Origin of the sequence: Noviherbaspirillum sp. L7-7A (assembly GCF_019052805.1) — a bacterium.
Taxonomy (GTDB): domain Bacteria; phylum Pseudomonadota; class Gammaproteobacteria; order Burkholderiales; family Burkholderiaceae_D; genus Noviherbaspirillum_A.
This window is the reverse complement of sequence record NZ_JAHQRJ010000001.1, coordinates 2,560,664-2,574,265: the sequence shown is the minus strand read 5'-3', so window position 1 is coordinate 2,574,265 and position 13,602 is coordinate 2,560,664. Positions and strand designations below refer to the sequence as shown.

Annotated in this window: 14 protein-coding genes and 1 tRNA gene; 10 read left to right on the top strand and 5 right to left on the bottom strand. The window is 56.2% G+C overall.

The window, feature by feature from the left end; all coding sequences use genetic code 11:
• Nucleotides 1-10: 10 nt before the first annotated feature.
• From pilB to KTQ42_RS11665, 3 genes are all read right to left on the bottom strand, one after another.
• Entirely contained in the window at nt 11-1,744 is a 1,734-nt protein-coding gene (gene pilB / locus KTQ42_RS11675; RefSeq protein WP_217345652.1) for a type IV-A pilus assembly ATPase PilB, read from the bottom strand.
• Between the two features lie 155 nt (nt 1,745-1,899).
• Nucleotides 1,900-3,180 (bottom strand): HlyC/CorC family transporter, encoded by a 1,281-nt coding sequence (locus tag KTQ42_RS11670; RefSeq protein WP_217345651.1) that lies wholly within the window; start codon nt 3,178-3,180, stop codon nt 1,900-1,902.
• 138 nt (nt 3,181-3,318) lie between these two features.
• Nucleotides 3,319-3,675, bottom strand: coding sequence for a winged helix-turn-helix domain-containing protein (locus KTQ42_RS11665; RefSeq protein ID WP_217345650.1), 357 nt, complete (start codon nt 3,673-3,675; stop codon nt 3,319-3,321).
• A 100-nt stretch (nt 3,676-3,775) separates the two neighbouring features.
• Here KTQ42_RS11665 and KTQ42_RS11660 point away from each other — a divergent pair, with 100 nt between their 5' ends.
• The 6 genes from KTQ42_RS11660 to KTQ42_RS11635 all read left to right on the top strand — a co-directional run bounded on the left by KTQ42_RS11660 (nt 3,776) and on the right by KTQ42_RS11635 (nt 8,975).
• Nucleotides 3,776-4,324 (top strand): hypothetical protein, encoded by a 549-nt coding sequence (locus KTQ42_RS11660; protein WP_217345649.1) that lies wholly within the window; start codon nt 3,776-3,778, stop codon nt 4,322-4,324.
• A 100-nt stretch (nt 4,325-4,424) separates the two neighbouring features.
• On the top strand, nt 4,425-4,637 hold the full coding sequence (locus KTQ42_RS11655; RefSeq protein ID WP_217345648.1) for a DUF2945 domain-containing protein: 213 nt from the start codon (nt 4,425-4,427) through the stop codon (nt 4,635-4,637).
• A 35-nt stretch (nt 4,638-4,672) separates the two neighbouring features.
• Nucleotides 4,673-5,794, top strand: a complete 1,122-nt coding sequence (locus KTQ42_RS11650; protein ID WP_217345647.1) for a glycosyltransferase family 9 protein — start codon at nt 4,673-4,675, stop codon at nt 5,792-5,794.
• A 444-nt stretch (nt 5,795-6,238) separates the two neighbouring features.
• Nucleotides 6,239-7,432: a glycosyltransferase family 9 protein gene (locus KTQ42_RS11645; RefSeq protein WP_217345646.1), complete on the top strand. Its 1,194-nt coding sequence runs from the start codon at nt 6,239-6,241 to the stop codon at nt 7,430-7,432.
• Between the two features lie 13 nt (nt 7,433-7,445).
• A complete protein-coding gene (locus KTQ42_RS11640; protein ID WP_217345645.1) occupies nt 7,446-8,726 on the top strand; it encodes an O-antigen ligase family protein in 1,281 nt (426 codons plus the stop codon).
• 60 nt (nt 8,727-8,786) lie between these two features.
• The gene (locus tag KTQ42_RS11635) at nt 8,787-8,975 is read left to right on the top strand and encodes a hypothetical protein (protein WP_217345644.1); all 189 of its coding nucleotides are present in this window, start codon (nt 8,787-8,789) and stop codon (nt 8,973-8,975) included.
• A 247-nt stretch (nt 8,976-9,222) separates the two neighbouring features.
• Here the strand turns inward: KTQ42_RS11635 and KTQ42_RS11630 are convergent.
• Together KTQ42_RS11630 and ispB are read right to left on the bottom strand one after the other, a co-directional pair.
• Nucleotides 9,223-9,299: transfer RNA gene (locus KTQ42_RS11630), tRNA-Pro, on the bottom strand.
• A 33-nt stretch (nt 9,300-9,332) separates the two neighbouring features.
• Complete coding sequence (ispB, locus tag KTQ42_RS11625) at nt 9,333-10,322, bottom strand: octaprenyl diphosphate synthase (RefSeq protein ID WP_217345643.1); 990 nt, start codon at nt 10,320-10,322, stop codon at nt 9,333-9,335.
• Between the two features lie 232 nt (nt 10,323-10,554).
• Between ispB and rplU the strand changes: the two genes are divergently transcribed.
• The 4 genes from rplU (at nt 10,555) to proB (ending at nt 13,557) form a co-directional block, all read left to right on the top strand.
• Nucleotides 10,555-10,866 carry a 50S ribosomal protein L21 gene (gene rplU, locus KTQ42_RS11620; RefSeq protein WP_194711618.1) on the top strand — a complete coding sequence of 104 codons (312 nt, stop codon included), beginning with the start codon at nt 10,555-10,557 and terminating at the stop codon, nt 10,864-10,866.
• A gap of 37 nt (nt 10,867-10,903) precedes the next feature.
• Nucleotides 10,904-11,161: a 50S ribosomal protein L27 gene (gene rpmA, locus KTQ42_RS11615; RefSeq protein WP_194711619.1), complete on the top strand. Its 258-nt coding sequence runs from the start codon at nt 10,904-10,906 to the stop codon at nt 11,159-11,161.
• 91 nt (nt 11,162-11,252) lie between these two features.
• Nucleotides 11,253-12,362 carry an Obg family GTPase CgtA gene (cgtA, locus tag KTQ42_RS11610; RefSeq protein ID WP_217345642.1) on the top strand — a complete coding sequence of 370 codons (1,110 nt, stop codon included), beginning with the start codon at nt 11,253-11,255 and terminating at the stop codon, nt 12,360-12,362.
• Between the two features lie 76 nt (nt 12,363-12,438).
• The gene (gene proB, locus KTQ42_RS11605) at nt 12,439-13,557 is read left to right on the top strand and encodes a glutamate 5-kinase (protein WP_217345641.1); all 1,119 of its coding nucleotides are present in this window, start codon (nt 12,439-12,441) and stop codon (nt 13,555-13,557) included.
• The last annotated feature ends 45 nt before the right edge of the window (nt 13,558-13,602 follow it).

Here is a 13,602-nt window from a genome sequence, read left to right as displayed (position 1 = left end):
GGGTTTTCCTTTAGATGTTGGTGCAGCCCAGCACTTCTTCGAGGCTGGTCAGGCCGCTTCTGACCTTGGCCAGTCCGGCCTCGCGCAGCGTCTTGACGCCGTCCAGCCTGGCTTGTGCTTCAATCTCGAGCGCGGTGCCATGCGCCAGGATGATTTTTTCGATGGCTTCCGAAATCGGCATGATCTGGTAGATGCCGACCCGTCCCTTGTAGCCGCTGCCGTTGCAGCGTTCGCAGCCGACCGCCTTGTAGGGCGTCCAGGTGCCGTCCAGCTCGTCTTCGGTGTAACCGGCTTCGAGCAGGGATTCATCGGGAATCACGGTGGGCTGCTTGCAGGTGCAGAGCCGGCGCGCCAGTCGCTGCGCGGTGATCATGATTACCGAGGAAGCGATGTTGAACGGCGCCACGCCCATGTTCATCAGCCGTGTCAGCGTCGACGGCGCGTCATTGGTATGCAGCGTCGAAAACACCATGTGGCCGGTTTGGGCCGCCTTGATCGCAATGTCGGCGGTTTCCAGATCGCGAATCTCGCCGACCATGATGATGTCCGGGTCCTGCCGCAGAAACGCCTTCAGCGCCACCGGAAAGGTCAGGCCGGCGCGGTCGTTGACATTGACCTGATTGACGCCGGGCAGGTTGATCTCGGCCGGGTCTTCCGCAGTCGAGATGTTGATGCCCGGCTTGTTCAGGATGTTGAGGCAGGTGTAGAGCGAAACGGTCTTGCCGGAGCCGGTCGGGCCGGTCACCAGGACCATGCCATAGGGACGCTGGATCGCATCCATCAGCAGGTCCTTCTGGTACGGTTCATAGCCCAGCGACTCGATGCCCATCTGCGCCTGCGTCGCGTCCAGGATACGCATCACGATTTTTTCGCCGAACAGCGTCGGCAGGGTGCTGACGCGGAAGTCGATTGCGCGCGTCTTTGACAGCACCAGCTTCATCCGCCCGTCCTGCGGCACCCGCTTTTCGGAAATGTCGAGCTTGGAAATCACCTTGATGCGGGAAGCGAGCTTTTCCTTGATCGCCAGCGGCGGCTGGGCCACCTCGCGCAGCACGCCGTCCACCCGGAAGCGGATCTGGTAGTACTTTTCAAACGGCTCGAAATGCAGGTCCGATGCGCCCATGTTGATGGCGTCGATCAGGATCTTCTGCAGGAAGCGCACCACCGGCGCATCGTCGATATCGGTCGACAGGCCGTCGGCAGCGGTATTGGGAGCGGCGTCGTCGTCGGCGAAATCGATATTGTCGAGGTCGTCGCCTATCAGTTCATTGAGGTTTTGCTCGGCACTCTGGCTCAGCTTTTCGATTGCCCGCACCAGCTGCTGGTGATCGACGATGACCGGTTCCACGGTCATCTCGGTCTGGAACTTGATCTGTTCCAGCGCCTGGGTGTTGGTGGGGTCCGAAAGCGCCACCGACAGCCGGTTGCCACGCTTGGCCAGCGCCATGACCCGCTGGCTTTGCATCAGCTTGGGGTCGATGGCCTTTTCCGGCAGGTTGCCCAGGTTGAACGCCGACAGCTCCAGCAGGGGATAGCCAAATGTCTCGGCGCAAAAAATGGCCAGCGACCTGGAATCGATCGCCTTTTCCTCGAGCAGCGCGTCGATCAGCGATATCTTTTCGCTTGCTGCCTTCCTGCTGCAGGTTTCCGCCTGCGCCATGCTCAGGCGCCCGGCCTGCGACAGTGAGCGGGCAAGGCCGGACAGGGGCATGCTGGACACGGTATTCGGAGGATTTGCCGCCATGTTTTGATCTGTGGGAAGTTACGTCGGCAGGGTAAAAACGCTCAGATGATGCCTATAGGGTATTGATCTGTAAAGAAATTTAGTCTTTTCTTGTCGTACTGTTCGCAACGTTCGACAGCATATCGATATACGCACATTACTTTACCAGAAGAAACTTATTTGTTTCCCGGTTGTACCAGTTTTACCACTTTGATTGCCTGGTTTTGCACCTGCACGATTTCAATCACGCATCCCGCCAGCTTCAATGCCACATGCGGTTCGGGGATATCCTGCAGCCATTCCAGCAGAAGTCCATTCATGGTTTTCGGCCCGTCGAGCGGGAAATGAAGGCCCAGTCGCTTGTTAATTTCACGCAGGGTGGCGGAGCCTTCGATCAGGCACTCGCCGCGCGCATCCCAGCCATGGTTGTCCGCCCGCGATCCGCCCGGCGCGGACGTCGTGAATTCGCCGACGATTTCTTCCATCAGGTCATCCAGCGTCACCAGACCCTGCACCTCGCCGTATTCATCCACGATGAGCCCCAGCCGCTCGTGGTTTTCCTGGAAATACTGCATCTGGGTAAAGACATCGGTGTCTTGCGGAATGAAATAGGGCAGCGTCAGAAGGCGGCGGAAATCGTCCGCCGTCAGTGCTTCCTGCTGGCTGAGCAGGGCGACTGCCTTGCGCACGTGCAGAATGCCCAGCACCTGATTGATGCCGCCCTGATGCACCGGCAGCTTGTTGTGATAGCAGGTGGTGAGTTGCTTCCTGATTTCCTCAACCGGCGCCGACAGGTCCAGCGACTCGATCTGGGCACGCGGCGTCATCACGTCTTCCACCGAAATCTTTTCCAGGTCGAACAGGTTGAGCAGGATGGCGCGGTGCTTTTTCGGCATCACATTGCCGCCTTCCATGACCATGGCGCGCAACTCGTCCGCCGATAGTGGCTGCTCGCTGGCGCCGGCCCCGATGCGAATCCGCATGAGCCGCAACAGCCCGCTGACGAGCAGGTGCACCAGCCAGATCATGGGCTTGGCCAACGTCAGCAGCGGGCGCAGCACGCGGCTGGCAGCCACTGCAATCCGTTCCGGATGGCTGGCCCCGAGGATCTTCGGCAGGATCTGCGCAAAAATGATCAGCAGCAGCGATACCAGCACGATGGCAATGACAAGCACGGTTTCCTGATTGCCGAACATGGTCACGGCAATCAGCGTGACCAGCGCAGTGGCGAGGGCATTGATCAAGGTGCTGGCAATCAGCACCACGGTCAGCATGCGGTCGGTGCGTTCCAGCAGCCATAGCGCCGACGCCGCGCCCTTGTTGCCACTCTGCGCGAGATGGCGCAGGCGATGCCGGTTGGCCGCCATCAGGGCCGTCTCGGTCATCGCAAAGAATGCGGAAATGCAGATCAGTACAGTCAGCGCAAGAATTTGCGCCCACAGGGGAACGGCGTCCAATCAGTGGTCCTGGAAGTCAGGCCGCAGCTGCGCATGCCGTTTGTTGCGCGGCGCGGCGGTCATGAAAAGGAACGTCGGCGCCCACAATGTAATGCAGGGTGGTTCGGTGGTACAAGGGCTTGCAGCATGGCCGCATGCTCAACTGCCCTTGGCGGCTTCGACCAGGCATTTTGACAGCTTGTCGAAATGCAGCAGCGCGGCTTGGGTCAGTTCAATCTGCTTGCGACGGCTGTCTTCCGTGTCGGTCAGCATGATCCAGCCCTTCTCGCGCATGGATTTGAGGCGGTTGTGAACGGTTGCGGGGGAGCCCAGTTCTTCCTTTGCCATCATGTCGCGCACACAGAGCCGCTGCTGTTCCTTGCCAGCACGGGCAACCAGCGCCAGAATGCGCTCCTCCAGCGGATCCAGCGATGGCAACGACGGCAGCCCTCGGATTGCCTCGGCCAGTTGTAGAAAACGCAGATAAATGTCGGCTGGGCGGGTCTGTCTTTTCATTGGCGTTTATGGACGTGGATTCGCGGATGGGGGGCAGGCCGTTTATCATGGGCATGATTGCCGGACCAGATTCTATCCTACTCAACATTTCGCTTCGCTGATGTCACAATTTCGCCTGCAATTCATGATGGTGCTTGCCACCATTTTTTTCTTCATCCTGATGCTTTGCATTAATGAATGGCTGTTCAGTTATGGCGAACTTGTTCCCGGTATTAACTGGATTTACCTTCCTGCTGGCGTGCGTTTGCTGTCGACATTGCTGTTCGGGGGCGCGGGGGCGGTCGGCCTGCTGATTGTTTCATGGCTGGTGTCCTTCTTTTATTTTTTTCCACATGATTTCATGCGGGCATTTGCCGGCGGCATCGTGGCGACTGTCGCGCCCTATGGCGTGTACCTGGTCGCACAGCGGGCCTATGGCCTGCATTCCTCTCTTGCCAACCTGACGCCCGGCCGTTTGCTCATCTGTATTATCGCCTGCTCGCTGGCAAGCCCTTTGTTGCATCACATCTGGTTTGCCATTTACGAGCCGCCACGCCCGCTGCTGAAGAGTTTTCTGGTGATGGCGGCGGGTGACCTGAACGGAACCCTGCTGGTGGTGTATGCCGCCAAGATGCTGCTGAACCTGCTTCCGCGGCAGCGTGCGGGTTGAGCAAGTGCGCAGGCCGGCACATTCGTCGCACTGCGCTGCGCGCTCTATAATGGCCATCATTTTTGCAAACCATCTTGCATACTTGCATACAGGAGCGGACATGGCGACCACGTTCAAGAAGGGCGACAAGGTACAGTGGCATTCGGCGCAGGGCACGATCACCGGCACAGTGAAGAAAAAACTGACATCGCCAATCGATATCAAGGGTCACCATGTGGCAGCCTCGGAGGAAGAGCCGCAATACCTGGTTGAAAGCGACAAGACCGGCGCTGAAGCGGCACACAAGCCAGAAGCGTTGACCAAGGTGCATTGACGGTCCCGCGATGCGGGACCAGGAAAAACACAAGCATGACTTCAGCATCCCCGAAGATATCCTCAGACCTCTTACGAAAGAGCGACAAGATCCTTTTCATCGCGCATCTTGCGCTCGGCGACTTTACCTACCTGCAGAACTTTTTCCAGCATTTTTCACAGGCCTATCCGCATCTCAGGATAGATCTGTGGGTGGACGAGGTCAGGCGCACCAGCAAGTCCGCAGAGTGGAAATACCTGAAAAAGTACTCGCTCTACGACTGGGTCGCGCAGTGCCCGTTCTTTGAGAAAATCTACAATCGAACCTATAGTCCGCAACTGCTGCGCGAGTCCACCGTCGAAGCCCAGTCCGAGCATTATCCGCTTGTGGTGTCGCTTGCCACATTGCGTCCGCATTTCTACGCGGAGCTTGCCCGGAAGATCAGTCCGCATGGCTTCGTTGCAGGCATCAAGCCGCCGCTGAAGCTGCTGGAACTGCACCATCATCTTGCCTTTCGCAAGCTTGATGCCGCGATCCCGCCTAGCCAGGCAGGCGCAGCGCAGAAGCACATTACGGATACCTATGCAGGCTGGTTCCAGCAGTTATTCGGTCTCGACATGCCTGCATCAGCGCGTCATCCCTTTGTAGACATACCGCAGCAGTGGCAGGACGCAGCGCAGCGGCAGCTTGCGCTCTGGGGATTTTACCCAGGCAATGGAAAGATTATCTTCATCAATCCCTTTGCCAAGACCAAAAAGCGCTGCTGGCCGCTGGACAAGGTGGTCGGGCTGATCAAGGCAATGCAGGCAGAGGAAGCGTGGCGCGATGCCTGTTTCATTGTCAATGCGGTGCCGCAGGAACTGGAGCATGCCAGGAGCATGATAGGCAAGCACCATCTGGCACGCACCGAATTGTTCAGCGCGGAAGAAAACTTCTTTCAACTACCTGCAATGTTGCGGCTATGTGATCTCATCATTTCCGTTGAAACGGCGGTGATGCACCTGGCCAATGCAGTCGGGGTTCCGGTACTGGCCCTGATGCGTCAGAAAAATCCCGAGTGGGCACCGATAGACGAGGAAAGGAGCACTGTGATCACCACGGTAAAACGCAGGGAATGGGTTGATGCCATCCCTGTGGAGAGCGTGCTGAAGCAGTTGCCGTCGCATGCAGAAGCGTAATCGCCGGAAGGCTCTCAATCGAGCCAGGGCAAGGTCTGCTCGGTGCGCCTCTTTAGGTGTTCAGACTGGAGCGGTGCCACCAATCGTGTGGTTTGGCGCCTGCGCGAGATGACGGTGCTGCACAAGAGCGCAAGGTGCCGCGTGCGTGCTGCCTGTCACGGTCGGAAAGAGCGTCGGGCTTGTCAGGACAGAAACAGGGTGATGGAAACGGGCGCATGCCATGATGTGCAGCCAGCTTTCTCACTTGCGACGTTCTTTGCGCATCTTTCTTTGTCAGCAATATTTGATTGCCTCCGCAAAGCCGCAATTTTTCAGCCTTTTCGCAAATCGCATGGTTAGCCCCCTGACTTTTCCGATGTCACGTCCGCAGCCAACGGCTCTTTTATTGTTTTTTAACGTAATTCGAAGCCGTTACAATGTTGGCTATCCTAATTAATAGCTTCTATGTCCACTCCACTGATTCCCTCTAATTTGCTGGAAAAGTCGGACAAGATACTGTTCGTCGCACATCTCGCTCTGGGTGATTTCACCTATTTGCAAAACTGCTTTCAGGCTTTTGCACAAGCCTTCCCGCATATCAAAATCCATCTGTGGGTGGATGAGCGCCGCCGCACCCGCCGCGCATCTGAATGGGCGCATCTGAAAAAATACTCACTCTACGACTGGCTGGCGGAATGCCCATACATCGAGAAGGTTTATAACCAGACTTACAGTCCGGCGTTGTTCAGGCAATCCATTCAGGAAGCGCAGTCGCAGGCATATCCAATTGTCGTATCGTTAGGCGTACTCGAAAGGCATAAATACGCAATTCTTGCTCGCAAGATCAGCCCGCGCGGATTTGTGGTGGGCCAGAAAAAGCGTGTCCGGCCGTACGACTTCCCCAAGCTTTTCATTTATCGCAAGCTTGATGCGTTCATTCCTGCCTATACGTCGGCGGCAGATGCTGATCAGCACATCAGCGATATTTATGCCGGATGGTTTACCACATTGTTCGGTATTGAAATCCCGCCAGGATCGCGCTTTCCGTTTTTGCATATTCCGGAAAAGTGGGTCTGTTATGCACAGCAGCAGTTCGCTGCGTGGGGATTTTCTTCAAATGACGGTAAAAGCGACAATGTGCAAAAGGTAGTGTTTCTCAACGCTTTTTCCAAATCCATCGAACGCAGCTGGCCGCTTGAACGCGTAATTGATTTGATCAAGGCACTGCGAATGCAGGATGCCTGGCGAGCGGCTGGCGTTATCGTCAATGTGGTTCCGGAGGAACTGGAGCGCGCCAGAAGGCTGTTTGCACAGCAAACGCTTGCTGATGTTCATCTCTTCAGCGCCGAAGAAAACTTCTTTCAGTTGCCTGCAATATTGAGCCGCTGCAATTTGATTGTTTCTGTGGAGACCGCAGTCATGCATCTTGCTAACGCAGTACATGTTCCCGTCATTGCGCTAATGCGCCAAAAAAACCCGGAATGGGCGCCGATCGATCAGGCAAGCAGTGTTGTTATCACGGTAAAGAGCCGCGATGACTGGGTAGACAAAATTACGGTTGATGATGTGGTGGCCGTACTGACGAAAGCGAATTTCCCCAAAGCTGAGCCCGTCATGTCATCAAATAGCGATGGAAAACATACGTTTAACTCCTTGTGACCATCAGGTATACATGAAGAATCGAATTTTGCCTTTGGACTGGATTGTCTTTTTCATTCTTTTTACAACATCGAGTCTGATACTGATCGGCCGTAAGGTCGGCAATCTCAGCTTCTATTCCTTGATGCTTGTCGCATTAATCTGCCTTGTGTTTCGCATCAACCATAGCGGCACCAATTTTTCCGAACTTTTTCATAAGTTCTGGAAACTCCACCTCGCCATGGCTGGAATGTTTATCGCCATTCTTCTGCATCAGGTGATTGCGCAAGATTTCGCCATACGATCCTTTGACTATCCTTCCCGCATGGCCTTGTTTGTTTTGATTGTATGGGCATGCCTGGTATGCAACGCCAGAATGTTCCAATGGCTTCAATGGAGTTATGTGCTCGGCGCCCTTCTGTCCATTATTAAGATGTACATCATCACTGATGGAGGAACTACCCGCGCGCAATATGTAGACTTCATGCCCATTATTGAGTTTGCAGACTTGACGCTGCTGCTCGGATTTTTTTCCATACTATCAATCAAATATGGAAGCGGGACGGTGCGGGCGCAGCGTATCGGCAATGCGGTCAAGATTCTGGCAGGAGCCGGCACACTTTACGCAGCGTTCATTTCAGGCACACGCGGAGCGTGGCTGGGAATCCCGTTTCTGTGCGCTATAGCAGCCCTCGTGCTTTTTGACCGCTTTGAACTCAAGAAGAAAATCACTTTCACACTGCTCGTGGTGACATTGTTAACTGGAATGTTTGTTCTCCACCCGAAAGTACAGACGCGTATTCAGTCTGTGGAGCAGGAAATCGACACCTACTCCAAGGACAGTTCGGTCGATACATCGGTCGGAACGCGTTTAGGCCTTTGGAAGGCCTCTCTGATGGTGTTTGCCGAACATCCCCTCGTTGGTGTCGGAAGGGAGAATTTCCGACCGACCCTGGAGCGCTGGGGACAGGAAGGAAGAATCTCCCCTGTAATTGCGCGTCAGATTCATTCTCACAACGAGATGTTCTACAACATGGTAACCCTGGGTAGTTTCGGGATAATCGGCCTGTTGGGACTTTATATTGTTCCGCTGATCTTCTTTACGAGAAAACTGCGACAGAGCAAGGACAAAGAGTTGCGCGCCGTGGCCGGGATGGGCATGATGCTGTGCGTTGGCTACATGATTTTCGGGCTGACGGATGTGATGTTCATGTGGGGGGTATGCGACAACTTCTACGCTTTGTTTGCAGCCATTTTATTTTCCCATCTTTATCAGCGTGAGAGAGTTCTGGCGCTGTCCAACATTGCTAGCTGAAGCAATCGCGCCAACAATCGCCGTACTGCATTCCACCCATTCCTTGCCAAACATGCTTCCTTGGCAGGACAAAAAATCCGCATCAAGATCAAGATCAAGATCTTCAAATCTGATTTCGCTTGGTTTTACGTGATCGTCGCAGCGCATTGGCAGTACACACCCGTGCCAATTGGCGCGGGTTGCGCCATGGATGACAAAGGTTACGACAGTCCTTTCCCACGAGTCCTGCCAGAACTTTTAGCGAATTAATGCTGGTCGGCTGCGTGAAATTTTTAGCAAACCTGATAGATTGCATAGCTTGGCGCTTTAACCGGTATTGAATGTCAATGCCATGCCGGTCATATGGTCGTAACGGGGCCACGAATTCAATAGACATGGAGCTTTTGAAGTCAACGGACGCTGAATACAAAGCGTCAGAAATGAATCAGGCTACAAAAGAGGGGAAAGTGACAGATGGGAAACTGCGGTTTACTTCACTGCTGATTATTGGAATTTTTGGTCGGGGTGAGAGGATTCGAACCTCCGGCCTCTACGTCCCGAACGTAGCGCTCTACCAGGCTAAGCTACACCCCGATGACCAATGCAATGCTCGCTGCCGGACCGCTGTTAGTGATTGCGGTCAACTGCGAAGGCGCATAAGTGTAGCAAAGAATTTTTGAAATCGCTAGAAGGCAGGCCGACAATTGTTGCTCTCGCTGCATCAGCCGCAATGGTCGCCTGTTCGCGTGTATATTGCAGCGCGCCTGACTCCGTCACTGCCGCCAGTACGGCATCAAAGTGCTGCTCATCGCCGGTTTCTATGCAGGCGCGAACCAACTCTCTTTGCTCAGGCGTGCCGTGCTGCATCAGATAGATCAAAGGCAGCGTCGGCTTGCCTTCGCGCAGGTCGTCGCCGACATTCTTGCCGATGTCATCGGCATTGCCCGAATAGTCCAGGACATCGTCGATCAGCTGAAAGGCAGTTCCGAGCGAGCGACCATACTCGGCCGCTGCCTCGACTTGCTCATCGGAAGCACCGGCAATCAGCGCACCCAGTTGCGCGGCGGCTTCGAACAGCTTTGCCGTCTTGGAGCGGATCACCTGCAGATAGCGCGCCTCGGATACATCCGGATCATGCATGTTCAGCAACTGCAGGACTTCGCCTTCGGCAATCACATTGGTTGCGTCCGCCAGAATCTGCATGACCCGCATATTCCGGATGGCGACCATCATCTGGAACGATCGGGAATACAGGAAGTCGCCAACCAACACCGAGGCCGCATTGCCGAACAGCGCATTGGCGGTCTTGCGCCCGCGCCGCATCGAAGACTCGTCGACGACATCGTCATGCAGCAGGGTAGCCGTATGGATGAATTCCACAATGGCCGCCAGTGCATGGTGCTCCACGCCGCGATAGCCCCAGGCGTTTGCAAACAGCAATACCAGTGTCGGCCTTATACGTTTGCCGCCAGCACTGATGATGTAGTCCGCAATCTGGTTGACCAGGGGAACTTCCGAGTGCAACTCGCGGCGTATGACGCGATTGACGGCGTCGGTGTCGGCGGCGATGGCATCGCTTAACAGGCGGGACGAGACGGTAGTTGGCGTGGCGGACAAGGTAGACCTGCTAGTAATCTTCGAGTGAGCGAATTATACGATGCGCCGGCGAACACGCCATGACGGGCCAAGATGCCCGCAATCCACGGCGGCTTGTCACGCAATTTTCTACGACTTTGCCGCACGGAAGAAATTTATGTATAATTCGCGGTTTTCCTGATTTCGCCAGGGGTAAAACCCGGCGCTTGGCAGTTGAAGGGAAAAGTCCTTTAATCAATTGATGAGGTTTCACATGTACGCGGTCATAAAAACCGGTGGCAAGCAATATAAGGTTGTCGCTGGCGAAAAATTCAAAGTAGAACAGATACCGGCAGACATTGGTTCCGAAGTCACGTTAGATCAAGTCCTCGCAGTGGGCGCAGGCGACACCATCAAGTTTGGTGCGCCGTTGGTCGAAGGTGCTACGGTCCTGGCTACGGTTGTGGCACATGGTCGCCACGATAAGGTGAAGATTTTCAAGATGCGTCGTCGTAAGCATTACCAGAAGCATCAGGGCCATCGCCAAAACTACACCGAACTGCAAATCGTCTCGATCAACGGCTAATCGTTGACCTGACCAACCCGATACCAAGGAGTCTGAAATGGCACACAAAAAAGGCGGCGGCACTACGCGCAATGGTCGCGATTCCGAGTCAAAACGACTGGGCGTGAAAGTCTACGGCGGCCAGGCGATCAACGCCGGCGGCATCATCATCCGTCAACGCGGCACCAAGGTGCACGCTGGTGAAAACGTCGGCATGGGCAAGGATCATACCCTGTTCGCGCTGATCGACGGCAAGGTGCAGTTTGCAACCAAAGGCGCGCTGCAGCGTCATACGGTTACCGTAGTACCTGCGTAATCGACAGAATACGCATCAAATGAGGCGCAAGCCTTCATCGAAAAGGCTCTGCCTCCGGTAGGGCCTTTTTAGTTTTTGGGCGGCACAAATCATGAAGTTCATAGACGAAGCAAAGATCGAGGTCATTGCGGGCGACGGCGGCAACGGCGTGGCTTCCTTTTGCCGTGAAAAATTCCGCCCCTTTGGCGGCCCCGACGGCGGCGATGGCGGCAAGGGCGGCAGCATCTGGGCTGTGGCCGACCGGAACATCAATACGCTGGTGGATTACCGTTTCTCCAAGCTGCACAAGGCCAAGAACGGCGAAAACGGCCGCGGCTCCGACTGCTACGGCAAGGGCGCTGACGACATCATGCTACGCATGCCTGTGGGTACCCTGATCATTGACCAGAACGATGGCGAGATCGTGGCCGACCTGACCGAGCATGGCCAACAGGTGCTGCTGGCCAAGGGTGGCGAGGGCGGCTGGGGCAATATCCACTTCAAGACCTCAACCAATCGCGCGCCGCGCCAGAAGACCGAAGGCAAGGAAGGCGAGCGGCGCGAGCTGCGGCTGGAACTGAAGGTCCTGGCCGACGTGGGCCTGCTGGGCATGCCCAATGCTGGCAAGTCGACGTTCATCACTGCCGTGTCGAATGCACGTCCGAAGATTGCCGACTATCCGTTTACGACACTGCATCCGAATCTGGGCATGGTGCGGGTGAGCCACGAGAAAAGCTTCGTCATTGCCGACATTCCCGGCCTGATTGAAGGCGCCGCAGAAGGCGCCGGTCTGGGCATCCAGTTCCTGCGCCATCTTCAGCGCACGCGGCTGCTGCTGCATATCGTCGACCTGGCGCCGTTCGATAATGTCGACCCGGTCAAGGAAGCCAAGGCGATCGTGAAGGAACTGCAGAAGTATGACGAGTCGCTTTATGAAAAGCCGCGCTGGCTGGTACTGAACAAGCTCGACATGGTGCCGGAAGACGAGCGCAGGAAGCGCGTCAAGGACTTCATCAAGCGTTTCGGATGGAAGGGGCCGGTGTATGAAATCTCGGCGCTGACCCGCGAGGGCTGCGAAGAGCTGGTTCAGGACATCTACAACTACCTGGCCGAACAAAAGCAGCTGGAGCAGCGCGTTGAGGCATCGCCTCAGATGGAAGAGGCGGCGCGTGGCATCAACTCCATTGATCCGGACGATCCGCGCTTCAAGATTCTGGATTGAGCAGTAAAGCTTGTTGTTTCGCAGGGCGCCTCGGGCGCCCTTTATAATTGCCGGGCTATCACTCATCCATGCTTCCATGACTTCCGTTATCCACAATGCAAAGCGCCTGATCATCAAGGTGGGTTCTTCCCTGGTCACCAATGATGGCAAGGGACTGGACCACGCCGCAATCGCAAAATGGGCGGAGCAGATTGCGCACCTGCGCGCGCTGGGCAAGGAAGTGGTGCTGGTGAGTTCCGGCGCAATCGCGGAAGGCATGCAGCGCCTGGGATTCGAGAAGCGGCCGACCGGCATTCATGAACTGCAGGCTTGCGCCGCCGTTGGCCAGATGGGCCTGGCGCAGATTTATGAAACCAGTTTTCGTGCCCACCAGCTGGGCACTGCGCAGGTTTTGCTGACGCATGCCGATCTGGCCGACCGGGAGCGCTATCTAAATGCGCGTTCCACCCTGTTCACACTGCTGAAGTTTGGCGTCATTCCCATCATCAACGAGAATGATACGGTGGTCACCGACGAGATCAAGTTCGGTGACAACGACACCCTTGGCGCGCTGGTTGCCAACCTGATCGAAGGCGATGCGCTGATCATCCTTACCGACCAGCGCGGCCTCTACACCGCAGATCCGCGACGCGATCCGCAGGCCCGCTTCGTCGACGAGGCGAAGGCGGGCGATCCGGCGCTCGAAGCGATGGCGGGCGGCGCCGGCACCGGCATCGGACGTGGCGGCATGCTGACCAAGATCTTGGCGGCCAAGCGCGCCGCGACATCGGGCGCACACACCGTGATTGCCTGGGGAAGGGAAGAGCGGGTGCTGTCACGTCTGGCCAGCGGCGAGATGATCGGTACCCAACTGACAGCACAGACTGCGCAGCTCACCGCGCGCAAGCAGTGGATGGCGGATCATCTGCAGACGGCAGGCAGCGTGATTCTGGACGACGGCGCGGTACAGGTGCTGACCGCGCATGGCAAATCGCTGCTGCCCATCGGCGTAGTCGAAGTCAGCGGCGATTTTGGTCGTGGCGACGTGATCACCTGCCTGGATGGGCAGGGCCGGGCGCTGGCGCGTGGCATCACGAATTATTCCAGTTCGGAGGCGCGCCGCATCCTGCGCCGGCCATCATCCGACATCGAATCCATCCTGGGTTTTGTGGAAGAGCCTGAACTGATTCATCGCGACAACATGGTCTTGCTGTAGCGCTGATCAGCGCGTTCCGACGCCAAGGATGCTTTCTGGTTCGGC